We start from the raw sequence: 24,800 nt of genomic DNA, 5'->3' as shown, positions 1-24,800 counted from the left end.
GGAGTAAGCACCATGCGCGTGTCCAGCAATACCATCTACCAGCAAAGCGTGTTCAATCTGGGCAATCGCCAGAGCGAACTGACCAAGTTGCAGAACCAGCTGTCCACCGGCCGGCGCATCCTGACCCCGGCTGACGATCCGGTCAGCTCGGCCCGTTCGCTGAATCTGCAGCAGTCCACCAGCTTGAACGAGCAGTACATCAAGAACACCCAGTACAGCAATAGCGCACTGGGTCTGGCGGAAGGCAATCTGCAGCAGGCCACGCGCATCATCCAGGACATCCAGGAACTGGCGATACGCGCCGGCACGCCGGCGGTGACCAGCTCCGAGAAAAAGATGATCGACGCCGATATCCGCGGCAAGTATCAGGAGCTGCTTGGTCTGGCCAATACCACCGACGGCAATGGCCTGTATCTGTTCTCCGGCTACAAGGGCGATACCAAGCCGTTCAATGAGCTGTCCTATGGCAATGTGCGCTACGACGGCGACCAGGGGCAGCGCAATGTGCAGATATCACCCTCGCGCGAGATTCCGGTGTCGGACTCGGGCGCGGATCTCTTCGTCAAGATCTATGATGGGAATGGTACCTTCACCACCAGCATGAACCAGAGCGGTGGTGCGAAGAACCTGGGTACCGGCGTGATCAGCCCGGGCACGGTGGTTGATCCGATCAAATGGGCCGATGCGAACAATAACGAGCGTTACCGCATCGACTTCCGCACCATTCCCGACCCGCTGGATGCCACCAAGACGCTGACCAGCTACGACATCATCGATAACGATACGACTTCGGCCACCTACAACCAGTCGCTGATCGATAGCTATGACTACACGGCCAGCGGGCCACGTGCCGTAGGTGTTGGCTACCCGCGCAGCTACACGGCCGGCGGCGATATCGTGTTCGCCCAGCAAGCCGGTGAGACCACGCCGCTGTATGCAGGCTGGGACTTTGGTGCCAAGGTGTCGGTGAGCGGCGTGCCCAAGAATGGCGACAGCTTTACGCTGGAGCCGAGCAAGTACCAGGACATCTTCTCCAGCATCGGCGATTTCTCTGCCGCGCTGACCGGCTATATGAATAGTGAGGTGGGTGGCGCCGAGTTCCAGAATCGGCTCAATACCCTGCTGTCGAATATGGACAATGCGCTGAGCCGCGTGCTGACCGTGCAGGCCAATATGGGCGCACGCATGAACGAGGCGTCCTCGGTGGAGAACACCAATGGCGACCTGAATGTGCAGTTCAAGGCCACCATCTCCAAGCTCACCGATCTTGACTATGTGTCGGCGATCAGCGATTTCTCGCTGACCCAGACCTATCTGGAGGCGGCACGTAAGTCCTTTTCCTCGGTGCAGGGCCTGTCGCTGTTCCAGTTCATCAACTGAGCATGGCCACGCATCAAAAAAGCCGCCCGGTCTGTGCCGGGCGGCTTTGTTTTTGCACCGTTGCGTCAGGGTTTGGTGCCTACGAACAAGGTTGCATTATTGCGGTCCGGACTAGGGGCTAGCAGGCGGAAGCGCTTTTCCAGCGGCGTGTAATAGCCTATGCCGCTGAAGCTCTGACTGGGCGCGCTGCAGGGTGCGGGGCCGAACTGCAGCGTCACATCAAACAGATTGCCGCGGCTGCGCGGGGTGGCCATGCCGCTGGCCACGCAGCCATTACTGCTGCTGATGCTGATCACGCCATTGCTGGCCAGATTGAAGGTGCTTTGCTGCAAGTCCTGCAGATTGGCCAGCGAGCCGCTATAGCTGCCGCTGGCGGCGCTGAGAGAGGCAGTTTGCTCGTAGCTGGGGACATAGACGCTGGAGAAGGTCTGTGCACCGCCTGCTGGGTAGCTAAGGCTGCCGCTCAGGCTTTGCTTGAGTTGGTAGCTGGCCGAGACGGTGATCGGCTTCATATTGCGGCTGATGAAGTCGTAGTCGCGCGCGTCGCTGCTGGCAAAGCTACCGTTCAGTGAGTTACCCGTGCCCTGTATGGCACCGGCAATCAAGAGGCTGTTGGAGATATACGAGTAAATGAAGTAGTAGCTGCCGTCAGCCAGTACATGGCCGACCAGCAGGCGATTGTCGCTGGTGGTGCCGGTCCACAGACCTTCGGCCGTGGGTGGATCGGGCAGCGTACCGCCACCACCACCAGAACCGCCGCCGCTCCCTCCGCCGCCAGAGCCACCGCCCGAACCGCCACCACTGCCGCCGCCCGTGCCGCCCCCGCCAGCGCTTCCCCCGCTGTCCCCACCGCCACCACCACAGCCCATAATCAGTGCCGTCAGCAGGCTGATGGTACCCAGATAGACGCATCGCATGATTCTTCCTCCTCAGGATGCTGGTCTTTGAACGGCGCAAGCAGACTGGGTGGTGTCGTATCTAAGTTGCTGATTTTCTGCCAGGAAAACCGTGGCTTGCTGCGATTTGGCCATGCCGGACACCCGCGCCCCTAAAGCGTGTCGTAGTGTATGAAAGGGGGCGGGGCAAGCACAGTCTTATGTAATTATTAACCCTCTGGCTACGCCGCGCTCAGTACTGGATCTGGACCGAGTCAGCGCCGAGATCCTTGCGCAGTGCAGCCAGCAGATCGTCGCGCAAGGTGACCTTCCAGCGCTCGCCCAGCTGCATCGCACAGCCGGCCTTGCTGTTGCGGTATTGGATGCGCACCGGGCAGTCGCCGCCGCGATACGGCTCGAGCATCTGCTTGAGCTGGGCGGCATTGGCATTGCCATTGATGCCAAGATTGAGCGATTTGGCAAATCGGCTGCGCGCCTCGGCGAGGTCCAGTACCCGCTCGGCAATGATGCGCAGACCGCCGCCACCGCCATAGCTGTCCTCGCTAACCTTGACCTCCATCACCATCAGCGCGTCCTCGCGCAGCGAATGGCGCGCCGCTTCCAGCGTCTCGGCGTACACCATCACATCGCGCTTGGCGCTCGCGTCGTCCAGGGTCACAAAGGCGATCTTGCCGCGTTGGCCGATCTTGGTACGGATCTCCAGTACCACGCCGGTAATCCACTGCGTGCTCTTGTTCGGCACCAAGCGTGCGAGCTCGGTCTTCACGAAGCCGCGCACGAACTTGGCCTGGGCGGTGAACGGGTGGCCGCTCAGGTAGAAGCCGATGGCGGTCTTCTCCTCAGTCAGCTGGGCGCTATCGCTCCAGCGTGGCACGTCCACCAGCTGCATCTGGTGCTCGGGTTCCGGCTCGAAGGCATCGAACAGGCCGCCCTGATTGGCATTGGCTGCCTTCTGCTCGGCTGCCTCCATGGCCAGGCCCACGCTCGCGAGCAGGCTGGCGCGGTGGTCGCACAGGCTGTCGAAGGCGCCGCCGCGGATCAGCGCTTCGATCACGCGTCGGTTCACGATGCGCTTGTCGGTGCGCTGGCAGAAGTCGAACAGATCGGTATACGGGCCGTGCTTCTCGCGCTCGGCCACGATGTAGTCAACTGCCGCCTCGCCCGTACCCTTGATGGCGCCCAGCGCATAGCGGATTTCGCTGCGCGACACCGGCAGGAAACGGTACACGCTGTGATTGACGTCGGGCGGCAGGAACTTGAGCTTGTTGGCCGGGCTCGTGCAGTCGTCGTAGAAGACCTTGAGCTGGTCGGTGTTATCGAGTTCAGTCGACATGGTGGCGGCCATATAGGCCGAGGCATGGTGTGCCTTCAGCCAGGCCGTGTGGTAGGCGACCAGCGCATAGGCGGCGGCGTGCGACTTGTTGAAGCCGTAGCCGGCGAACTTCTCCATATAGTCGAAGATCTCGTTGGCCTTGGCCTCCGGGATGTTCTGCTTGGCTGCACCCTCCACGAACATGGCGCGCTGGGCGACCATTTCCTCGAGCTTCTTCTTACCCATGGCGCGCCGCAACAGGTCGGCGCCACCAAGGCTGTAGCCGCCGCACACCTGGGCGGCCTGCATCACCTGTTCCTGGTACACCATGATGCCGTAGGTGGGTGCCAGCACCGGTTCCAGCAGCGGGTGCAGGTACTCGAACTTCTCGCCATGCATACGGCGGGTGAAGTCGGGGATCAGGTCCATCGGGCCCGGCCGGTACAGCGCCACGAAGGCGATAATTTCCTCGAACTGCTTGGGCTTGGCATCGATCAGCATCTTTTTCATGCCGCTCGATTCGAACTGGAAGACCGCGGTGGTATTGCCGCTGGCGAAGATCTTGTAAGCGGGCGCATCGTCGAGCGGCAGCTTGGCTACGTCTACGTCCTGGCCGCTGACCAGTTTGATGTACTTCTGGGCGAGCTCGATGATGGTCAGGTTGCGCAGACCCAGGAAGTCGAACTTCACCAGACCGGCCTGTTCGACATCGTCCTTGTCGAACTGCGATACCGGTGACGCACCTTCACCGCTGGCGATGTACAGCGGGCAGAAATCGGTGAGCTTGCCCGGCGCGATCAGCACGCCACCTGCGTGCATGCCGATACCGCGCGTGAGGTCCTCGAGCTTGAGCGCCAGTTCCAGCAGCTCGCCCGCATCTTCCTGTTCGATCAGCTCGCCGATCTGCGGCTCGGCTTCCATGGCCTTGGACAGCGGCAGCGGCTTATTGGCCTCTAGTGGGATCAGCTTGGAGAGCTTGTCGCACAGGAAGAAGGGCAGATCGAGCACCCGGCCGATATCGCGCACCACCGATTTGGACGACATGGTGCCGAAGGTGGCGATCTGGCTGACCGCCTCCTCGCCGTATTTCTGACGCACGTACTCGATCACGCGCCAGCGGTTTTCCTGGCAGAAGTCCACGTCGAAGTCGGGCATGGATACCCGTTCCGGGTTCAGGAAGCGCTCGAACAGCAGCGCGTACTTGAGCGGATCGAGGTCGGTAATGCTCAGCGAATAGGCGACCAGCGAGCCGGCACCCGAGCCACGGCCCGGGCCCACCGGGCAGCCATTCGCCTTACCCCATTTGATGAAGTCGGCCACGATCAGGAAGTAGCCGGGGAAGCCCATCTTGATGATGGTGTCGCACTCGAACTTCAGGCGCGCCTCGTACTCGGGGCGCTTGGCCTCGCGCTCGGCTGGGTCGGGGAACAGCTGCAGCAGCCGCTCCTCCAGGCCCAGCTTGGATTCATGCACGAGGAAGTCGTCGAGTGACATGCCGTCCGGGGTGGGGAAGAGCGGCAGGAAGTTCTTGCCCAGCACAATGTGCAGATTGCAGCGCTTGGCGATTTCCACCGTATTGGCTAGCGCCTCGGGGATATCGGCAAACAGCGCGGCCATCTCGTCCGGGCTCTTGAAGTACTGCTGTTCGGTGTACAGCCTGGGGCGGCGCTTGTCGGCCAGCACATAGCCCTCGGCAATGCAGGTACGCGCCTCATGAGCCTTGAAGTCGTCCGGGTCGAGGAACTGGATCGGATGGGTGGCTACCACAGGCAGATCGTGTGCGCTGGCCAGTGCCAGCGAGCCCTGCACCACGGTTTCCCAGCGCGGGTCGCCCGTGCGCTGCAGCTCCAGATAGAAATTGCCGGGGAAGTACTGCATCCACCACGCCAGGCGCTGTTGGCTCAGCTCCGCATTGCCATTCAGTAGGGCCAGGCCGATATCGCCGAGCTGGGCGCCCGATAGCGCGATCAGGTCGGCATTGCTGCCATCTTCCAGCCAGGCGCGCTTGAGCTCGGCGCGGCCGCGGTACTGGTTGTGGCGATATGCCTGGGTGATCAGCTCGCACAGGCGGCCGTAACCAGCGCGGTTGCGCGCCAGCAGCAGGGCACGGAAGGGCTTGTCGCGGTCTTCCTCGTTTTCGATCCAGACATCCACGCCCGAGATCGGCTTGATGCCGCTGCCGCGGCAGGTCTTGTATTGCTTGACCATGCCGAACAGATTCATCAGGTCGGTCATGGCCAGCGCGGGCATGCCCAGCTTCTTGGCGCGTTGCACGGCATCGTCGATGCGGACGATGCCATCGGTAATCGAGTATTCGGAATGAAGGCGGAGATGGATGAAAGCAGGAGACGTCATGGGCGAATTTTACCCGTCTGCCCCCCCGCTTTGGGCTGCACGGGTGTAAAAATAGGACTGGACATCCGGGAAGGAACGAGCACGCGATGCAAGCAGCCCTCTGGCTAGCCGCAGCCCTGCTGGGCGGCACTGTGATCGCACAGGGCGAGGCCCACCACAGCGTTCGCCTCGCCAGCGCCGCCTGGCCGCCCTATATCGATGCCGAGCTGCCGGGCCTGGGTGCCTCGGCCGTGGCGGTGCGCACGGTGCTGGCCAGCCAGGGCCTGGAATTGCAGGTGCACCTGCTGCCCTGGAACCGCGCGGTGCGTACCGGCCTGCAGCAACCTAGCTTTGCCGGCTATTTTCCTGAATACGATACGCCCGAGACGCGCCGGCGCTGCCATCTATCGCCGGCGGTGGGCAGCGGACCGCTCGGCTTTGCCTACCGGCGCAGCAGCGGCTTTAGCTGGCAGCAGCTCAGCGATCTGGCCGGGCAGCGCATCGGCATCGTGGGGGGGTATGTGAGCACGGCCGCGTTTGACCGTGCGGTGGCGCGCGGCGAGCTGCAGGTGGACACGGCGCTCGACGACGCGCAGAACCTGCTCAAGCTGGCCAATCAGCGCGTGGATATCGCCATGGTGGACAAGCATGTCTACGACTATCTGCTGCGCCGCGATGCCCGCCTGGGCAGCCACGCGGCCCAGCTGCAGTTCCATCCGCAGCTGCTGCAATCGCCCAGCCTGCATGTGTGCTTCAAACGCAATCGCGATGGTGCTGCGCTGCGCAAGCGCTTTGCGCAGGGGCTGACCGAGGTGGATGTGGACGCGCTGCTGCGTGTCTATATGGCGGCGCTGCCGTCCTAGCGCTCAGGCCGTAGGCAGGCGCACGAAGTCCTGCCCGTCGAAATCGGGCTGGGTCTGTTCGCTGACTTGGCTGACCCGTGCGCCGGGCGGTCCGCGCCTGCACCAGGCGATCAGTGCTGCGACGCTTTCCGCCTCGCCGCATACCAAGGCTTCCACGCTGCCATCATGCCGATTGCGCACCCAGCCGCGCACCCGCAGCGTGAGCGCCATGTTTTCCATGGCATTGCGATAGCCGACGCCTTGCACGCGGCCTTCGATGCGCAAGAGCCGGGTGATCATGACCAGGGCGCCAGGATGGGGCGCAGCAGCTGCTGCGCCTCGCTTAGCGAGCCGACGATGCGATGGCCGAGTGCGCGTACTTCCGCACTGGGCGCCTTCATGTCCGGCACCTGGATAGGCGTCATGCCGGCCGCCAAGGCCGCGCGCACGCCGGGCTCCGAGTCTTCCAGCACCAGGCAGTGCTGCGGGTCCACCTGCAGGGTCTTGGCGGCCAGCAGGTAGATATCGGGGGCGGGCTTCGGGTGTTCGATATCGCTGCCGGTAATCACCACCGGGAAGTGCTTGATCAGGCCACTCTGGGTCAGCTTGTGCTCGGCGCGGTCGCGGCGGGTCGAGGTGGCGACCGCCTTGGGAATGCCCAGCTCGTCCAGCCATTCCAGCAAGCTGCGTATGCCGGGCTTGAGCGGTAGGCCGGCTTCGACCCGCTCGTGGTAGAGCGCATCGGTGGCGCGCGCCAGCGTCCAGACTTCCTCCTCGGGCATGCGCTGGCACAGCAGCGCGAAGCACAGCTTCTCGTGCAGGCCGACCATGGCGTGCAGCAGCTCCTCATCCAGCGTCTTGCCGTGCGCAGCGGCGGCTTCGATCCAGCACTGCATGACCGCGCTTTCGCTGTCCAGCATCAGGCCATCCATATCGAACAGGACGGCGGCGGGGGTGAAATCAAGCTGCATAAGTACTTTCCGACCATTCGGCGGCCAGCAGGGAATAACAATGGAGGTCGTGGAACTGCCCGGCCCAGTAGCCCTGGTCGCGGTGGCAGCCCTCGTAGCGAAAACCGAGCTTTTCCACCAGGCGGATCGAGGCCGCATTATCGGGGTGGATTTCAGCCTGCACGCGGTGCAGGTCCATCTCGGCAAAGCCATAGTCGAGCACGGCGGTCAGCGCTTCGCGCATCAGGCCTTGGCCCCAGGCCTCGGTAGCCAGCTCATAGCCAAGCGTGCAATTGCGCCAGCTCGGGTTCCATTTGAACAGGCCAGCACTGCCGATCAGCTTGCCATCGCTTTGTCGGGCAATGCCCCAGCGCGTGCCGGGTGCGGGCATGCGCCGCCAGCTGGCGAAAATATCGATCAGCTGCAGTGCTTGCTGGGGTTCGTGCATTGGGTCGGCGCCGAACCAGCGCATCACCTGCGGGTCGCTCTGGATGGCAAACACGGCGGCGGCATCGGCCGGCACGATCTCGCGCAGGCACAGGCGCTCGGTAAGCAGAACGGGGAAGGACATGGACGCTCTGGCAGTAAAAAGGCTGGCACAAGGCCAGCCTGGGGCTATCAGCTGATGCGCATGCCGGGTTGGGCGCCGCTATCGGGGCTGAGCAGATAGAGGCCCGGCTCGCTGCCGCTGGCGGCCAGCACCATACCTTCCGACAGGCCGAACTTCATCTTGCGCGGCGCCAGATTGGCCACCATCACGGTCAGGCGGCCGACCAGGTCTTCCGGCTTGTAGGCCGACTTGATGCCGGAGAACACATTGCGCGTGTGGTCGCCCAGGTCCAGGGTCAGCTGCAGCAGCTTCTCGGCGCCTTCCACATGCTTGCAGTCGATGATCTTGGCCACGCGCAGATCGATCTTGCCAAAGTCATCGATATTGATGGTCGGCGCAATCGCTTCGATTTGCGGGCCGGCCGCTGCGGCGGCGGGGGCGAGGCTTTGTTTGTTGGCTTCCACAAGGGCGTCCACTTGCTTGGGGTCGATACGGGTCATCAGGTGCGAGTAAGGCTTGATTGCGTGGCCCAGCAGCAGGGTGCCGGCATCGGCCCACTGCAGCGGCGCCACATTCAGGAAGGTTTCCACATCGGCGGCCAGCTTGGGCAGCACCGGCTTGATGTAGATGGTGAGCAGGCGGAACAGGTTGATCAGCAGCGAGCAGGCGCCATGCAACTCGGCATCGCGGCCTTCCTGCTTGGCCAGCTCCCAGGGCTTGACCTGATCCACATACTGGTTGACCTCGTCGGTCAGCGCCATCACTTCGCGCAGCACGCGGCTGAATTCGCGCCCTTCGAAGCCGGCGGCCAGATCGGTGGCGGCGGCCTGCAGCTTGGCCACCAGCGGGCTGTCGGGCAGGGTGGCGGCCAGCTTGCCGTCAAAACGCTTCTGGATGAAGCCGGCCGCGCGGCTGGCGATATTGATGTACTTGCCGACCAGATCGCTGTTCACGCGCGCCACGAAGTCGCCAAGCGACAGATCGGCGTCTTCAATGCCGCTGCCCAGTTTGGCGGCGTAGTAATAGCGCAGCCATTCGGGGTTCAGGCCCACATCGAGATAGCTCTTGGCGGTGATGAAGGTGCCGCGCGACTTGGACATCTTCTCGCCGTTCACGGTCAGGAAACCGTTCACATTGATGGCGGTCGGCGTGCGGTGGCCCGAGTACTTGAGCACGGCCGGCCAGAACAGCGCGTGGAAGTAGAGAATGTCCTTGCCGATGAAGTGATACAGCTCGGCGTCCGAGCCCTCGGCCCAGTAGGCTTCCAGGTCTTCGCCGATGCGGTCGAACAGATGCTTGGTGGCGGCGATGTAGCCAATCGGCGCGTCCAGCCACACGTAGAAGTACTTGCCCGGCGCATCGGGAATCTCGAAGCCGAAGTAGGGCGCATCGCGGCTGATATCCCAGTCCTGCAGGCCGGCCTCGAACCATTCGCCCATCTTGTTGGCGGCTTCCTTCTGCAGGCGGCCCGGCTGGCGGGTCCAGTCGGCCAGGAAGTCGCCGCACTCGCTGAGCTTAAAGAAATAGTGCTCGGACTGGCGCAGCTCGGGCGTGGCGCCCGAGACGGCCGAGAAAGGGTTCTTCAGCTCGGTGGGCGCATAGGTCGCGCCGCACACCTCGCAGTTATCGCCGTACTGGTCCTTCGCCGCGCACTTCGGGCATTCGCCCTTCACGAAGCGGTCGGGCAGGAACATCTGCTTTTGCGGGTCGTACAGCTGGCTGATGGTCTTCACCGCGATCTTGCCATCGGCCTTCAGGCGCCGGTAAATGCTGCTGGCCAGCTCCTTGTTCTCGGGCGAGTTGGTGGTATAGAACTCGTCGAAGCCGATATGGAAGCCGGCAAAGTCGGCCACATGCTCGTCATACATCTTGGCGATGAAGGCCTCGGGCGTCATGCCCTGCTTTTCGGCATTGATCATGATCGGCGTGCCGTGCGTATCGTCGCCGCACACATAGTGCACCGTGTGGCCACGCATCTTCTGGAACCGCACCCAGATGTCGGCCTGGATATAGCCGACCAGGTGGCCGAGGTGGATGGCGCCATTGGCGTAGGGCAGGGCATTGGTAACGAGAATCTTGCGGGCGGACACGGTGAAATCCTGTCTCTGGTCGAAAAGCGGAAGCTGCCGATTATAGCCGAAGGGCTTAGAATGGCGGCCCACTGAAAAGCCCAATATGTTCGTTCAGACCGTCGATTACTGTTCCGCCGCTGCACCTGCCCGTTTTGTCGACTCCCTGCGGCAGAGCGGCTTTGCCGTGCTGGTTCGCCACCCGCTGCCCACGCGGCTGATCGAGACGATCTACCGCGACTGGTTGGACTTCTTCGCCACGGGCGACAAAGCGGACTTCCGCTTCGACCCGGCGCGCCAGGACGGCTGGTTTCCCGCCGAGGTGTCGGAAACCGCCAAGGGCAAGCAGCAGCGCGATCTGAAGGAGTTCTACCACGTCTATCCCTGGGGGCGGATTCCGCCCGCGCTGCGCCTTGATGCGCTGAGCTACCACGGCGTGGCGAATGCGCTGGCGGCTGAGCTGCTGGGCTGGATAGAGGCGGCGCTGCCCAGCGAGGTGGCACAGGACCTGAGCGAACCGCTGTCCGGCATGATCAAGGGCAGCCCGAATACTCTGCTGCGCGTGCTGCGTTACCCGCCGCTGCGCGGCGACGAGCCGGCCGGTGCACTGCGCGCGGCTGAGCATGAGGACATTAATCTGATCACCCTGCTGCCGTCCGCCAGCGGGCCGGGGCTGGAAGTGCGCGACCGCACCGGCCAGTGGCATGCGGTGCCTTACGAGAGCGGCGCGCTGGTGGTCAATGTGGGCGATATGCTGCAGGAAGCAACGGGCGGCTGGCTGCCTTCCACCCCGCACCGGGTGGTGAACCCGGAGGGCGAATGGGCGCAGAGCTCGCGCATCTCGCTGCCGCTATTCCTGCACCCGCGCGGCGAGGTGGTCTTGTCGGCGCGGCATAGCGCCGCCAGTTATCTGGATGAACGCCTGCGCGAGCTGGGCATCCGAACCTGAATACACGCCTGGCCCACCCTGGGCCGGGCAGGAGAAACGACGTGGCAGACCTGAATCAACTGAATGGCGCACTGGCGCACTGTGTAGACGCCGATACCGGGCGCGATTACCTGGCCATGAAGGCGGTGCGCGAGCTGGCCATCGATGCCGCAGGTGCGGTCAGCCTGCAGATCGTGCTGCCTTACCCGGCCAAGAGCCGCGAGGCCGAGATTGCCGCCCAGGTGCAAGCCGCGCTGGGCAAGCTCGATGGCGTGCGCAGCGTGGCTGTGCAGGTCAGCAGTCGTATCGAGGCGCACACCGTGCAGCGCGGCCTGACCCCGCTGCCTGGGGTGAAGAATGTGATCGCGGTGGCCAGCGGCAAGGGCGGGGTGGGCAAGTCCACCACCGCCGTCAATCTGGCGCTGGCCCTGGCGGCCGAGGGCGCGCGCGTCGGCCTGCTGGACGCCGATATCTATGGCCCGAGCCAGCCGCTGATGCTCGGTCTGCAAGGCCAGAAGCCTGAATCGCCGGATGGCAAGTCGATCCTGCCCATGCGTGCGCACGGCATTCAGGCCATGTCGATTGGCTTTCTGATCGACGCCGAGCAGCCCATGGTGTGGCGCGGCCCGATGGTGACCCAGGCGCTGATGCAGCTCCTGAACGACACACGCTGGGACGACCTCGACTACCTGTTGATCGACCTGCCACCCGGCACCGGCGATATTCAGCTCACCTTGTCGCAGAAGGTGCCGGTGACCGGCGCTGTCATCGTGACCACGCCGCAGGACATTGCGCTGCTGGACGCACGCAAGGGCCTGAAGATGTTCGAGAAGGTGGGCGTGCCAGTGACTGGGGTGGTGGAAAACATGGCCATGCATATCTGCAGCCAGTGCGGCCATGTGGAGGCCATCTTCGGAGAAGGCGGTGGCGGGCGCATGGCGGACGAGTACCAGGTTGAACTGCTCGGCCAGCTGCCGCTGGAAATGAGCATCCGCCTGGCGACCGACACCGGCAAGCCCAGCGTGGCCGCCGAGCCCGAGGGCAAGGTCGCTGCCATCTACAAGGCGATTGCGCGTAAAGTCGCGGTCAAAATCGGCGAAAAGGCGAAGGATTTCTCCGCCAAGATGCCAAAAATCGTGATCCAGAACACCTGATGGAACTGGGCGACGCGCTGGTCTATGGCACCGCGCAGATTTTTCATCGCGCCGATGGCGAGGTGATCGATCACGGCGATTACCGCTGCATCCGCACGCCGGATAACCCGACCTTCTTCTGGGGCAATTACCTGCTGTTCAACGCCCCGCCCAAACCGGGTGACTTGGCGCGCTGGGAGGCGATGTTCGAGGCGGAGATCGCGTCCAGGCAGCCGCAGTCGCGCCACCGCGCGTTTGGCTGGCTGGGGCCGCGAGGTAACACCGAGCAGTTCAGTGCCGCCGGCTATACGCTGTCCGAATCGGTGGCGCTGGCTTGCCAGCAACCTAGCCTGCCGCCGCATGCCAACCCGCAGATTGAAGTGCGGCCGCTGCTGAGTGAAGCCGACTGGCAAGCAGCGATCGCCTTGCAGGTGCTGTGCCGCGCCGCGGTATTTGCCGAGGCCGACTACCGCGCCTTCAAGCAGGCGCAGTTCGCCAGTTACCGGCGTATGGTCGAGGCGGGCATCGGTTATCGCTACAGCGCGTGGTGCCATGGTGTGCTGGTGGCCGAGTTAGGTATATTCCGGGGCGAGGGCGGGCTTGCACGCTACCAGAATGTCTGTACCCACCCCGACTGGCGCCGTCAGGGCATGGCCGGCAGCCTGGTCTACCAGGCGGGAATACATGCCTTGGCCGCCTTGGATGCCCGTAAACTGGTCATCGTGGCGGAAGAGGAAGGCCCGCAGCGGCTGTATCGGAATCTTGGCTTTGTGCCGGAAGAGATTGCTTACGGGGTGGATAAAGCACCGCCGCAAGCGCAATAACGAGGAAGGACGCAATGAGCATCAAATCCGATCGCTGGATACGCAAGATGGCGCAGGAACACGGCATGATCGAGCCGTTCGAGCCGGGCCAGGTGCGCTATGTGAACGAGCAGAAAATCGTCTCCTACGGCACCTCGAGCTATGGCTACGACATCCGCTGCGCCGACGAATTCAAGCTGTTCACCAATCTGAACAGCACCGTGGTCGACCCGAAGAACTTCGACGAGAACAGCTTCGTCGATGTCTCGGGCAAGGGCTATTGCATCATTCCGCCCAACTCGTTTGCGCTGGCGCGCACGGTTGAGTACTTCCGCATTCCGCGCAATGTGCTGACCGTGTGCCTGGGTAAATCCACCTATGCGCGCTGCGGCATCATCGTCAACGTCACGCCTTTCGAACCCGAGTGGGAAGGCTATGTGACGCTGGAGTTCAGTAACACCACCCCGCTGCCGGCCAAGATTTACGCCAATGAAGGCTGCGCCCAGGTGCTGTTTCTGGAAGCGGCGGCGGACGATATCTGCGAGACCTCCTACCGCGACCGCGGCGGCAAATATCAGGGCCAGGTCGGCGTGACCCTGCCCAAGACCTGATTCAAGGCGGCTGAACGGCGCGCATGGGCTTGGCCCGGTTGCGCCGCGGCCTTTTTATCGGATCGGCGTGCGGCCCGCTGCGCGTTGGTCGGTTCAATCTGTATGAGGAGACTGTGATGACCGTATTGGTAAACAAGCAAGCCCCCGACTTCACCGCTGCCGCCGTGCTGGGCAATGGCGAAATCGTCGAAAAGTACAACTTCAAGGCCGCCACCCAGGGCAAGTACGCCGCGGTGTTCTTCTACCCGCTCGACTTCACCTTCGTTTGCCCGTCCGAGCTGATCGCCTTCGATCACCGCATTGAAGAGTTCAAGGCGCGCAATGTGGAAGTGATCGGCGTATCGATCGACAGCGAATTCACCCACAGCGCCTGGCGCAACACCCCGATCGACAAGGGCGGCATCGGCCCGGTGCGCTACACGCTGGTCGCCGACATCAAGCATGAAATCTGCAAGGCCTTCGACGTGGAACATGCCGACGGCGTGGCACTGCGCGGCACCTTCTTGATCGACAAGCACGGCGTGGTGCAGCACCAGGTGGTCAACAACCTGCCGCTGGGCCGCGATATCGACGAACTGCTGCGCGTGGTGGATGCCCTGCAGTTCACCGAAGAACACGGCGAAGTCTGCCCAGCCGGCTGGAACAAGGGCAAGGCCGGCATGAAGGCCGACGCCGCCGGCGTAGCCAAATACCTGGCCGAAAACGCCAGCGCGCTGTAAACCCGCCGCCTGGTGGTAGAAAACCCCGCTGCAGCGGGGTTTTTTATTGCGGGCCTTATGCTTTGAGCTAGCCACTGCGCCTTGGGCGGATTACGTTAGCAGCTTTTGGGGGGAGGACGCAGGTTTGGCAAAGTGTTATTGGACGTGTTGCTGTGTTGGGCGGCATCGATTTATAAGTAAAAAGAGGTTTTAGGGGATAGTGTGTTACATCTTTCGCCCAATATTTTTAATACGCTATTTGGGGGCGAATTAACGTTATGTTGCAGGAGGAGCAATGTCGATACCGACGATAGTCGTTAGTCAAACCCAAGTTGCCGAACGCGTCGACCAGTTCACAGGGGCTCTTGTCGCGTACTTGGGTGAGCTTGGGTTGCCTACACAGAATGTTCTTGTACCAACTGGCGAGCGACAGCGTGTTATAGCTAATCTCCCTGACGTAATCGCACTGATTGATCACGCAAAACGCGGTGAGGCTCTATATCTCTCTAAGTTCATTGCCGCATGCGGTGCAGGGCTCTTTGATGCCGCCTTGAACTTTGTCTGGGATGAAACAGTTGTCCATCTACGGAAAAAGGTCGCTCGTTTTGATCTTGACTACTTCTACGACAGTGTGGTGACTGATCCGGCAAGACGTGCAAAGCTACGTGATGAGACAGATCTGACAAAAATAGAAGAGTGGGAACTGGTACGTGGCTGTCTCTTGACAGGGATTCTGTCGGAAATTGGCTATCGTCACCTAGATTACATTCGGGATATGCGCAATTGGGCGAGCGCAGCACACCCGAATCAGAATGACCTGAGCGGGCTCCAACTTATCTCTTGGCTTGAGATCTGCATTAGGGAGGTCATTGCAAAAGAGCCAGAAGCAGCTGCGATTGAGGTTAAGAGGTTCCTGAACAGTATCCGCAACTCAATTTTGACGGAGCAAGATGCTCAGCATATTCGATCGGGGATGGAGCACCTACCTCCCGACATTGTCAGGTCTTTGCTTCGCACACTCTTCGGCATGTACACCGCCGATAACACGGCAACGCAAGTTCGATCCAACATCAAGCTGATTGCTAGCAAATGCTGGGGCCTTGCACCAGAAGATGCGAGGTATGAGTGCGGCTTGAGATTCTCCACGTTTGCCGCAAACGGAGAGGTTACTAGACGAACAGCGGCAAATGAATTTCTGACAGGCATCGGGGGTCTCGGTTATCTCCCACCGGATACGCTTGCTGTTGAAATGGCCGAGAAAGTTACTGCTCTTTACAGCGCACATAGCGCCTTCAACAACTTCTACAATGAACCTGCGCACGCCAAGAACCTGCTTGCTTACATTCCAAGCACAGGGCGCATCCCAGAAGCTATCAGACGTAGCTATGTAAAAACGCTAGTCATGGCCAAAATCGGTAATGGATACGGTGTTTCGGGAATGGCTATTCCCCACTACAACGAGATGATTGGTCGTTTTACAGAAGATGAGTTCAAGGAACTCGTTCGGCTTCCGACAGATCGCGAGTTCGCTGCACGGCTTTCACTGCGATCCTGCGCTCCAAACTTCCGATCTGTCGTCCAGTCCTTGGTACATCTGACCACGAATCAGATCACACAAGCTGCGATGAACACCATTATTGCGGCGACGGATGCGCAAGTTCCAAGCCTTGGTAGAGACACTTCGTTTCAGCGAATTATCAACTCCTACTAAGCTGCAGCATGAAAAATCATTCAAGCCGACGCCGCTGCACGGCGCAGCTTAATTTAGGAGTTAGTCATCTCTACCGGAGGTTCCAGTGAATTACTATCATCAAAAAGAAAAACTAGCGAAAATCGCCAATCGACTTGCAAAGAAATACCGAGAAAAACTTGAGCAACTAAAGCAAGAGCATAAAGAGCTCAAGCGCCCGGATTTTATTTGGCACTTTCTCATTCAGAGCTTCTCTACTATGGGACGAGCAGCAGGGTGGCATGGCCTTGTTGGAAATAAAGAAAATTATTCCAAGGTGACATTTGATGCGCTAGCCAAATTGGACCCTTTGCAACGTGAGAATGTCGTTCGCTCGACCTGTAGAGTTGCTAAAATTCGCATGCCTGATAAAAAAGCTGAGTTTATTCTTGGATGTTTTGAGCACATTAAAAAAATGGGAGGCCTCGAAAAGGCAAATGGGCTGCTTCATGCGGCCTCTGGACGGGAAGAAAAAATCAAGTTCTTAATGTCTTTTCCTGGTATTGGCCCGAAGTATGCGCGAAATATCATGATGGACGTTTATCATGAAGATTTTAGGAATAGTATTGCTATTGATATTAGAATAAAGGCCATTTCTAGTGCTCTTGGTGTGGCGTTCAATAGTTACGCTGAGCACGAGAAATTCTACCTTGAGTGTGCAAAATTAGCCGGAATAAACGGTTGGGAGTTGGATCGTCTGCTATTTAATTTCAGGAGTGAATTTGAAAACGAAATCGCAGCAGCTGGCTAACAAATCATTCCAGCTATGTAGGGTGTCCAGTCTCGGACGCTTGATTACGGCCCGCCACCAGCTATTCGCTCAAATAACGCCGGTCGTCGAAGCTTTCCACCCATTGCGGGCGGTAGATGATGAGCACGGCCATGGATTTCCCCTTCCGGTTGGCGATGACGGGTGGAAACGCCATTGTGGCACTGCGGTGCCCTTGTGGCTTCGCCGCTCATCCGGGACGGGGAAGTCCCTTTTATTCGTTATGTGATCTTCAGATATATGAATCCTAAAAATCCTGGTGAAACGTATTGGATGTTTCTTTCGCTGCTGTGTTTGCCAATTGACAAGCAGTTAGAACTGATCGGAGGGTTGCCTCTAGATTCTACTTCGCATATTTCTATACATGGCACCAATGCGGATCATGTGCTTTGGGTTATTGAAGAGTATTATATCGGCTGGTTTGATGAGGTTTCTAAAGGTGGCGCCGCAGAAGAAATTCATGAGTTAATTCAAACTGGCGCGTTTGGATTTCCAAACTATTTAATGGATTTTATCGATGGCGCTCAATGGAAGAAATTAAGATCTCTAGCTTGTATGGCACTTTCTCAGGCGGGACTGGATGTTTGGCCAATTGATAAAGCAATAGATTTTAATGACTTTATCGAACTTCAGGATTGATTACATAACAAATCGTTCAAGCCGTTCGCTTTGCTCACTCGGAGTCGGCTAAAGCCGGCCCCTTAACCAAGCGTAAGCAGCCAATTTATGCCTGAACTCCTGCGTACCGTAACAGCCATGTAGGGCGGGTTGGCTTCATCAGCCCGCGCGGAAATACCGCCTATCTGTGCTGAATCGGCTCGTGTTATGTAAGCCATTTTTGCGGGTTAGGCCTGCGGCTAAGCCGGATTACCATGCTATGCCGCTGCCAGCGTATACCTTGATATACTTCTTGCTCTTCTTTCCATTAAATCATTTCATTTGGGGTTGTAATGAATAAGATGTTTGTAGCTATCGCTGCCTGCTTGCTGTGTTCTATTTCTAGCATCGTGCTTGCAGCAGAAGGTCAGATTGTGCTGCCGGGAATGTATGAGATTACTTCTGGTATAGCTGACAAACCTATCAAGACTGAGGCTTGCTATAGCGATGCAGATGTAAAAGACCTTCCTACGCTTTTACTGAAGATGGAAGATAAATTGATGCAAAAAAACTGTGTTGCTGAAATTCTGTCAGTGGCTAATAGAAAGGCTGAGTGGCGCACTGAGTGTAAGACACAATTTGTTACCCGAACGACGGTTGGTTCGATCATGTGGGGCGATGCGCATTTCAGCGGTGACGCTTTTCTCAAGATGGGGAGGATTGAGATGGCCTATCAATTCGATGCCCGGCGCGTAGGTGATTGCCAATAAAGGGTTGCCCGCGTGGCGATACACCAGCTGCCTTTATTGAATCGATTTGTGCAATTCATTCTCTGTGGCCCGTACCCAAGCCTTCAGGGCAGTTCAAGCGGTGCAATCTGAGATAGCGGACCACTGTCTGCGGCTGGTGCCCCACCAGCCTACTGGCTCAAATAGCGTTGGTCGTCGAAGCTTTCCACCCATTGCGGGCGGTAGACGATGAGCATTGCTATGGATTTCCCTTCCGATTGGCGATGACCGGTGGAAGCGCCATCATGGCACTGCGGTGCCTTTGCGGCTTCGCCGCTCACCCGGGACGGGGAAGTCCCTTTTATTCGTCAGCCGTTGAATGGACACCGTGCGCACCTTCATCTTCGCTCTTATTCTTTGGCCGCTAGTTGCATGCTCGGAGCACCAGGAAAATAGCTACGCTTCTTTCTCTCCGGCGCGAGCTACTGGTGCCATATCAAGAGGTTGGATTCCTGCTTGGCTCCCAACCACTGCCACCGCGATTACCGAGGTACACGACCTTGACACCAACCGTTCTATGGTGCGGTTCTCATTTCCTGTGCATTCACAGGTCTCTCTGCCCGTGAATTGCTCTCGCATTTCTCCGTTTGCTTCACCATCCGCACCTTTTTCACGCAACTGGTGGCCATCTGATGTGCCGGCTAGGCATCTGTCTACGTATCGCCATACCTTCTATCAGTGCGGTTCCGCTTATGTCGCCATCGCAGCCAATCTTGGGGAGGGTTTCTCGTGGCAACCTTAAGAACGGCTAAGCCGACGCACAAGCTCGCTCACTTTGCTCCTTGGGCGTCACAAGCATGAGCATCACAACTGCAGTAGTCATCGCCGCCGTCGCGCTCATATTTGTGTGGGCATTGCTCAGTGGTGGAAACTTGCCATCGCCGTACCGCTCTCGCGTCTGCCAAGGCAAAAGCTGGCGCCACGCCTTTCCAGGCGCAACGAAGACCGAAATTCGCCGGTTCCTTGCGTGTTTTACCCATGCCTTTGCTTTCAGCGACAACGAAAAACTGAAGTTCAGCCCGCACGACCAGCTGCTAGACATATATCGTGCTCTGTATCCACACACCTGGCAGGCAGACGCTATGGAGTTCGAAACCTTGTGTGATGAAGTCCAAAAGACGTACGGCGTTGATCTCAGCCACATCTGGCGCCAAGACATGACGCTTGGACAACTCTTTGCGTATGTCGGGCAGTCAGCAAAATGACGCCCAACAGTGCCGTTAACCGGACATCACACTGCTGTGCAGTTCGGTTTCCTTCGCCCTCGGCTCCAGCAGCCGGCTAGCTCCACGTTAGACCCACCAAGGAATCCCACATATGCAAAATCAACGATGGCGTTCGGCACTCGCATGGATGACTCTCGTCGTCGGAGCCCTCTGCTCATCTTGCCAACTGGCGCCTGTGGCGCAGGAGCCGCCACCATGCACGGCCAATATCCCCCTCAGACTCGCAGATGCACCGGGTCCGCATGGGCACCCTTTGGCCTCTAGCCCTTGGAAAATTGCGGTTGGCGAAAAGCCGGAGGGTCTCGCATATGTCGACGAGGAAATGCTGCTGGCTCAGGGGGAGACGGATAGCATGGGCCGTATTGCGCTGCTCAAGCATGAGAGTGATCGGATTAGCGCCTTAGCTTGCGAGGGGCTGACGCCTGTTTGGTTTGTGTATCCCGGGTACACAGGGCAGATCAGCGGTGTTAGGCGATCTAAGTACTTGTCAGACAATGAAGACCTCCTTCATCGCTTGATGTTGGAAGGCTACTTTTATGAATTGCCTGCGTACTCAGTGTCGCTTTTTAATTCGCCAAGCGTAACTGAAGTACTTTATATGGCTCGCCAAGACTACGGTGTTGAGTCCAACGAGGCGCTGCTGAAGAAGCTCCGCGAACTTCAGCCTTAGGCCTAACTGCGCTCATCGACCGGATAACCGCCAGTCTATTGGCTCAAATAACGCCGGTCGTCGAAGCTTTCCACCCATTGCGGGCGATAGATGATGAGCATGGCCATGATCAGGCCGCTGCTGAAGGCTTCGGACCAGGCGAATAGCAGGTAGTAGGGCAGTACCTCTTCCAGCAGATAGCCGGGCGCATAGCGGCCGGCCAGGGCGTGGAAGCCGAGCAGGCATAGGGCGGCGGCGATGAAGCTGAGTGCGGCGCCAAAGAAGCCGTTGGCGAAGAAGAAGGCGAAGTAGTTGGCGGGCAGGCGTTGCTCGCTCAGGCGCAGCAGGCGGTCGGCCAGCAGGATGCCGACCAGGGGGCCGAGCAGCCAGCTCCAGCCGGCGGCCAGCCAGTCGGCGCTGCCATTCGCGCAATTGGCCAGTACCACGCCGGCCATGCCGACCAGGGCCTTGTCGCGCCCGCACACCAGGGTCAGCACCGAGGCGCCGAGCAGATGGAAGCTCAGGCCCGGTTGGATGCCGGTTTTCAGCTGCCAGATCACCGCGATCAGCGTGCTGGCACCCAGCCAGCCAGTGAGCTGGGCCTGGCTCAGGCTAAGCCAGGCCACCTTGCGCGCGCGCCAGACCAGCAGGCCCAGCGCCAGCGCATTGCCCAGCAGCATCAACTCGGTGGGAAAGCCTTCGGCGCGCAGATTCATGCTCGGGCTGCCTTAGCCCAGGGCGCGGTTGACGATGTCCGCCAGCTGGGTGAGCTTGCCGTGGAAGAAATGCCCGGCGCCGGGCAGCACGGTAACCGGCAGGCTTTGCGGGCGCGCCCAGTCGAATACGCTCTGCAGCGCTACCACTTCATCCTGTTCGCCATGCACGACGATGGTGTGGGCGGGCACGGCGGGCAGCTGCCAGCGCGAGGTAGCCGGGCCGATCAGGATCAGTGCCTGTACGGCGGCTTCGCCCAGCCGTGCGCACAGCTGGCTCTGCACATAGGTGCCGAAGGAAAAGCCAGCCAGGATCAGCGGCAGGCCCGGGTGTTCGGCCTGGGCCACGGCCAGCACGGCGGCCATATCATCGACCTCGGCATGGCCGAAGTCGTGCACGCCTTCGCTCTTGCCCACGCCGCGCAGATTCGGGCAGTAGGCCACATAACCACGCCGCGACAAGAGCTTGGCCAGGGTATGGACGATCTTGTTGGTATTGGTGCCGCCCTGGGTAGGGTTGGGGTGGGCGACCAGCGCGATGCCGCGCGCCGGGCCATCCAGGGCGCTGTCCAGTACCAGGGTGTCGAGCTGGCCCACCGGGCCGGCCAGCATGCGGGCTTCGAATTGCGGGGCTTTCATGGCGTCAGATCTTTAGCCTGTCCACGATCTTGCCCTTGACGAGGTGCTCCTGAATGATCTCCTCGACGTCTTCCTTGTCCACATACTGGTACCAGACGTTATCGGGGTAGACCACCATCACCGGGCCTTGCGCACAGCGGTCCAGGCAGCCGGCCTTATTGGTGCGTACCTTGCCTTCGCCGGCCAGGCCCAGTTCCTTGACCCGGTTCTTGGCGTAGCTGTGCATCTCGCTGGCGCCGAAGTCATTGCAGCAGCTCTCGCCATTCGGGCGCTGGTTGGTGCAGAAGAACACATGGTGTTTGAAGTAGCTCATCACAGCCTCGGATTCGGATAGACAGCCGGGCCGCCCGCACTGGGCGGCCGCGCGGTTTAGTGGCGGGTGGCGCTGGCCGGCAGTTCGGTGGGCAGCGGGAAGTAGGGCAGGTTGTCCTTGATCTGTGGCAGCACCTCGCCCAGCACGCGGATGTCGTCGTGATGGCATTCGCGCAAGAGGTCGACCATCATCTGCTGGATCGCTTCGACGCGGTCGAGCTGGCCGAGCGGCCAGATGAAGCCGGCCCATTCCTCACCGTTCTTTTCGGCGCCCAGCGTCACGCGCAGCTCGGCGCCCTCGTGGCAGGACAGCACGGCCACCGGGGTTTCGCCCGCTTCGCGCAGCTTGCGCAGGGTATTGCTGGCAAACACCTGGAAGCGGATTTCCTGCTGGGCCACGCGGCCGTCATCGAGTGCGGCCAGCCAGGTTTGCGGTGCGCGCGGCAGCGGGAACAGGGTCATCGCATCATGCTTGAGCTGCTCGCCCAAGAGCTTGGTCAGCGCCATCGCCCAGGGGCCGGGGGCGATATTCAGCTGCACGGCCGGCGCGGCATCCTTCTTCTGCATCGCCACGCCGACCAGAAAGCGCAGGAACACGCCGTCGCCATCCACCTGGACCGGGCTTTCCTTGAAGTCGTGCGGCAGGCCGCCCGACGCGTATTGCAGCGCATCGCGCCAGCGCGCCAGCTGGCTGGGCTGGATGGCCAAGAGCTGGTCGCGGTCGAGCAGCTTGGCCGACAGCTGGACATCGGCATCGGCGGCAATCACGCCGTGTTGTTGCAGCAGGGCGCGCACGGCGTCGACATCGGGCAGCTTGCCAGCAATCACATGCTTGCCGCGCACGCCGGCCACCAGCACCAGCGGCAGGGCAAAGATCACCGCCTGCTGGGCCTGGTCGGCACCGGCTTGCGCCACGTTCACGCGCAGGCGTTCGTTCAGCACGCGCTGGCTGGCCGGGCTGGGCGCGCTGGCCAGCGCATTCAGCAGCTCGGCGTCGTCGCTCTGGCTCAGCAGGCGCTTGATTTCGGCATCCAGCGCGGCTTCCTTGGCCACCAAGTGGCCGAGGTTGCGCTCGCCCAGCAGCGCGTCGGCCAGCTGGTGCAGGGGGTGGGTGGCAGTGCCGCTAAAGGGGCGGGGATCGGGCAGGGAGGCGTTCGCTTGCATGGCTTATAGTGATGTGGCTGGCGGCAAAGCCGAGATTATACGGGCATCGCTCAGGCTTGGCCCGGACGATGCGCCTTGTATAGAAGTGAAGTCTGATATCAAAAATTCGAGCGCTTGCTTTAATATGCCGACTAGACCGCTGCAGCGGCACCCAACTCCCGGAGACAGCACCCCATGTCCATTGGACTCGCTTTCAGTCGCCTGATCGACTGGTTCATCCCCGATAGCATCCGCCACAACCCGCTCGACCTGAGCCGCGCCCGCAATGTGGTCGGCGCGGCCGTGTTGGCGGCGATTGCGGTGCCCATCTTCGCCATCAATTACTTCAAGCTTGGCCACACGGCCATGGCCTGGGGCATTTTGATTTCCGGCGCGGGCATGCTGGGCACGGCCTTGCTGCTCAAGCTGACCGGCCTCTTGATCCTGGCGCGCGAGGCGGCCATCGGGGTGTTCTTCTGCATGGTGGTGTGGATGTGCCTGGTCAACGGCGGCATTGAATCCTCCTCGGCGCCCTGGTTCCTGCTGGTACCCACCGCCTCGATGTTCGTTGGTGGCAAGAAGAGCGGCATGTTCTGGAGCGCGGCGGCCTTGATCGGCATCGTGCTGTTCTTCATCGCTCACAAGGCCGGCTGGCCGCTGCCGGTCAGCCCCCTGGGGCCGGAGCTGCATCCGCAGCTGCAGTTCCGCTCGCTGATGGGCCTGACCATCGTGATCTTCGCGCTGGCCATGATGTTCGAGTACGGCAAGATCAAGAGCTTCGAAAAGACCGAGCAGGCGCGCCTGCAGGCCGAGCAGGGCCGCGCGGCCATGCAGCAGATGCTGAGCGAGGTGACCGGCGCGATCGGCACGGCCTCGAGCGAGACCGCGCAGATCAGCGAACGCACCAATACCATCAACCGCACCATGCGCCACCAGGCCAAGGAAACGGGCGAGATGGCGCGCATCGTGGACGAGATTGCCGCGCTCACCGTGCAGAGCGCCGAGCAGTCCGAACGGGCCGCGCGCGAAGCCGAGCAAGCCGGCCAGCTGGCCGGCGAAGGCGGTGCAGCCATGGGGCGCACGCTGGGCAATATCGGCAAGACCGCCGAAGTGGTCAGTCGCTCGGCCGAGCGCATTGAGGAGCTGGGGCGGCGTAGCGACGAGATCGGCAATATCGTGCAGGTGATCCGCGCGATTGCCGACCAGACCAACCTCTTGGCCCTGAATGCTGCGATTGAAGCGGCGCGTGCAGGCGAGCAGGGGCGGGGTTTCGCCGTGGTGGCCGACGAGGTGCGCAAGCTGGCCGAGCGCACCAGCAGCGCCACGCGCGAGATCGAGGAGAAGATCGGCACCATTTTGACTGGCACCAATGAGGCGATGGCCGCCATGCGCGAGGGCAACCAGCGCATGGAGGAAATCAATCAGAGCGCGGCGGAAGCCGGCCAGCGCCTGGATGCCATCATCCAGGGCACCGAGCGCCTGGCCGGGCTGATCGGCGAGGTGGCGCGCAATGAGCAGCGCCAGTCCAGCCAGTTCCAGACCATTGCCACCGATATCGCCGAGCTGCGCGCCGATGTGGAAGAGGCGAGTACCTCGACCGCCGGTATTGCCCAGGGCGTGACCACGCTGGAACAGACCATGCAGCAGCTGGCCAAGTCGACCCAGGCCTTCCGCGCCTAGTGCGTCCATGGCCCTGGCAGAAAAAAGCCGCCTGCGAAGAGGCGGCTTT

Annotated in this window: 25 protein-coding genes; 15 read left to right on the top strand and 10 right to left on the bottom strand. The window is 60.7% G+C overall.

Annotated features, from left to right (window positions below; genetic code table 11):
* The first annotated feature begins 12 nt into the window (after positions 1-12).
* Positions 13-1,380, top strand: coding sequence for a flagellar hook-associated protein FlgL (gene flgL / locus BT173_RS02445; protein WP_072427037.1), 1,368 nt, complete (start codon positions 13-15; stop codon positions 1,378-1,380).
* Between the two features lie 65 nt (positions 1,381-1,445).
* Here flgL and BT173_RS19565 read toward each other — a convergent pair whose 3' ends face one another.
* Both BT173_RS19565 and dnaE read right to left on the bottom strand, forming a co-directional pair.
* On the bottom strand, positions 1,446-2,297 hold the full coding sequence (locus tag BT173_RS19565) for a hypothetical protein (protein WP_175545536.1): 852 nt from the start codon (positions 2,295-2,297) through the stop codon (positions 1,446-1,448).
* Between the two features lie 211 nt (positions 2,298-2,508).
* Complete coding sequence (gene dnaE / locus BT173_RS02430; RefSeq protein ID WP_072427034.1) at positions 2,509-5,943, bottom strand: DNA polymerase III subunit alpha; 3,435 nt, start codon at positions 5,941-5,943, stop codon at positions 2,509-2,511.
* 86 nt (positions 5,944-6,029) lie between these two features.
* Between dnaE and BT173_RS02425 the strand changes: the two genes are divergently transcribed.
* The gene (locus BT173_RS02425; protein WP_072427033.1) at positions 6,030-6,785 is read left to right on the top strand and encodes a substrate-binding periplasmic protein; all 756 of its coding nucleotides are present in this window, start codon (positions 6,030-6,032) and stop codon (positions 6,783-6,785) included.
* Positions 6,786-6,788: 3 nt separating this feature from the next.
* On the opposite strand, the gene BT173_RS02420 is transcribed toward BT173_RS02425, so the two are convergent.
* From BT173_RS02420 to metG, 4 genes are read right to left on the bottom strand one after another with little or no spacing between them, the layout of a single operon-like run.
* Positions 6,789-7,064 (bottom strand): acylphosphatase, encoded by a 276-nt coding sequence (locus BT173_RS02420; protein ID WP_072427032.1) that lies wholly within the window; start codon positions 7,062-7,064, stop codon positions 6,789-6,791.
* Entirely contained in the window at positions 7,061-7,735 is a 675-nt protein-coding gene (locus BT173_RS02415) for an HAD family hydrolase (protein ID WP_072427031.1), read from the bottom strand. The genes BT173_RS02420 and BT173_RS02415 overlap by 4 nt, the downstream gene beginning before the upstream one ends.
* Positions 7,725-8,285: a GNAT family N-acetyltransferase gene (locus tag BT173_RS02410; protein ID WP_072427030.1), complete on the bottom strand. Its 561-nt coding sequence runs from the start codon at positions 8,283-8,285 to the stop codon at positions 7,725-7,727. Before BT173_RS02410 ends, BT173_RS02415 begins: the two co-directional genes overlap by 11 nt.
* A 47-nt stretch (positions 8,286-8,332) precedes the next feature.
* Complete coding sequence (gene metG / locus BT173_RS02405; RefSeq protein WP_072427029.1) at positions 8,333-10,354, bottom strand: methionine--tRNA ligase; 2,022 nt, start codon at positions 10,352-10,354, stop codon at positions 8,333-8,335.
* A gap of 85 nt (positions 10,355-10,439) precedes the next feature.
* Here metG and BT173_RS02400 point away from each other — a divergent pair, with 85 nt between their 5' ends.
* The 12 genes from BT173_RS02400 to BT173_RS19130 all read left to right on the top strand — a co-directional run bounded on the left by BT173_RS02400 (position 10,440) and on the right by BT173_RS19130 (position 20,285).
* Positions 10,440-11,282, top strand: coding sequence for a 2OG-Fe(II) oxygenase family protein (locus tag BT173_RS02400; protein ID WP_072427028.1), 843 nt, complete (start codon positions 10,440-10,442; stop codon positions 11,280-11,282).
* 41 nt (positions 11,283-11,323) lie between these two features.
* Positions 11,324-12,415: an iron-sulfur cluster carrier protein ApbC gene (gene apbC, locus BT173_RS02395; RefSeq protein WP_072427027.1), complete on the top strand. Its 1,092-nt coding sequence runs from the start codon at positions 11,324-11,326 to the stop codon at positions 12,413-12,415.
* The gene (locus BT173_RS02390; RefSeq protein ID WP_072427026.1) at positions 12,415-13,218 is read left to right on the top strand and encodes a GNAT family N-acetyltransferase; all 804 of its coding nucleotides are present in this window, start codon (positions 12,415-12,417) and stop codon (positions 13,216-13,218) included. The genes apbC and BT173_RS02390 overlap by 1 nt, the downstream gene beginning before the upstream one ends.
* 14 nt (positions 13,219-13,232) lie before the next feature.
* On the top strand, positions 13,233-13,808 hold the full coding sequence (gene dcd, locus BT173_RS02385; RefSeq protein WP_072427025.1) for a dCTP deaminase: 576 nt from the start codon (positions 13,233-13,235) through the stop codon (positions 13,806-13,808).
* Positions 13,809-13,924: 116 nt separating this feature from the next.
* Positions 13,925-14,527: a peroxiredoxin gene (locus BT173_RS02380; RefSeq protein ID WP_072427024.1), complete on the top strand. Its 603-nt coding sequence runs from the start codon at positions 13,925-13,927 to the stop codon at positions 14,525-14,527.
* Between the two features lie 274 nt (positions 14,528-14,801).
* Positions 14,802-16,217: a hypothetical protein gene (locus BT173_RS02375; protein WP_072427023.1), complete on the top strand. Its 1,416-nt coding sequence runs from the start codon at positions 14,802-14,804 to the stop codon at positions 16,215-16,217.
* Between the two features lie 85 nt (positions 16,218-16,302).
* Positions 16,303-16,986, top strand: coding sequence for a hypothetical protein (locus BT173_RS19145; RefSeq protein ID WP_139256009.1), 684 nt, complete (start codon positions 16,303-16,305; stop codon positions 16,984-16,986).
* Between the two features lie 162 nt (positions 16,987-17,148).
* Complete coding sequence (locus BT173_RS19140) at positions 17,149-17,643, top strand: hypothetical protein (protein WP_139256008.1); 495 nt, start codon at positions 17,149-17,151, stop codon at positions 17,641-17,643.
* A 311-nt stretch (positions 17,644-17,954) separates the two neighbouring features.
* Positions 17,955-18,371 carry a DUF3617 domain-containing protein gene (locus BT173_RS02365; protein ID WP_139256007.1) on the top strand — a complete coding sequence of 139 codons (417 nt, stop codon included), beginning with the start codon at positions 17,955-17,957 and terminating at the stop codon, positions 18,369-18,371.
* A gap of 337 nt (positions 18,372-18,708) precedes the next feature.
* Positions 18,709-19,131, top strand: a complete 423-nt coding sequence (locus BT173_RS20105; protein WP_505625214.1) for a YbbD-related protein — start codon at positions 18,709-18,711, stop codon at positions 19,129-19,131.
* 55 nt (positions 19,132-19,186) lie between these two features.
* The gene (locus BT173_RS02360; RefSeq protein WP_245794115.1) at positions 19,187-19,594 is read left to right on the top strand and encodes a hypothetical protein; all 408 of its coding nucleotides are present in this window, start codon (positions 19,187-19,189) and stop codon (positions 19,592-19,594) included.
* Positions 19,595-19,706: 112 nt separating this feature from the next.
* Entirely contained in the window at positions 19,707-20,285 is a 579-nt protein-coding gene (locus tag BT173_RS19130; RefSeq protein WP_139256005.1) for a hypothetical protein, read from the top strand.
* Positions 20,286-20,320: 35 nt separating this feature from the next.
* On the opposite strand, the gene BT173_RS02350 is transcribed toward BT173_RS19130, so the two are convergent.
* Genes BT173_RS02350 through BT173_RS02335 form a run of 4 tightly spaced genes read right to left on the bottom strand, consistent with a single transcriptional unit; the run spans position 20,321 to position 23,092 of the window.
* The gene (locus tag BT173_RS02350; RefSeq protein ID WP_072427019.1) at positions 20,321-20,980 is read right to left on the bottom strand and encodes an energy-coupling factor ABC transporter permease; all 660 of its coding nucleotides are present in this window, start codon (positions 20,978-20,980) and stop codon (positions 20,321-20,323) included.
* Positions 20,981-20,992: 12 nt separating this feature from the next.
* Entirely contained in the window at positions 20,993-21,616 is a 624-nt protein-coding gene (locus BT173_RS02345) for an alpha/beta hydrolase (RefSeq protein WP_072427018.1), read from the bottom strand.
* A 4-nt stretch (positions 21,617-21,620) separates the two neighbouring features.
* Positions 21,621-21,929: a (2Fe-2S) ferredoxin domain-containing protein gene (locus BT173_RS02340; RefSeq protein ID WP_072427017.1), complete on the bottom strand. Its 309-nt coding sequence runs from the start codon at positions 21,927-21,929 to the stop codon at positions 21,621-21,623.
* A gap of 56 nt (positions 21,930-21,985) precedes the next feature.
* Positions 21,986-23,092, bottom strand: coding sequence for a hypothetical protein (locus tag BT173_RS02335; RefSeq protein ID WP_072427016.1), 1,107 nt, complete (start codon positions 23,090-23,092; stop codon positions 21,986-21,988).
* A 174-nt stretch (positions 23,093-23,266) separates the two neighbouring features.
* On the opposite strand from BT173_RS02335, the gene BT173_RS19560 reads away from it, so the two are divergent.
* On the top strand, positions 23,267-24,751 hold the full coding sequence (locus tag BT173_RS19560; protein ID WP_072427015.1) for a methyl-accepting chemotaxis protein: 1,485 nt from the start codon (positions 23,267-23,269) through the stop codon (positions 24,749-24,751).
* Positions 24,752-24,800 lie beyond the last annotated feature (49 nt).

This window comes from Chitinimonas taiwanensis DSM 18899 (genome assembly GCF_900119825.1).
Lineage (GTDB): Bacteria > Pseudomonadota > Gammaproteobacteria > Burkholderiales > Chitinimonadaceae > Chitinimonas > Chitinimonas taiwanensis.
This window is presented reverse-complemented; position numbering and strand designations above follow the sequence as displayed.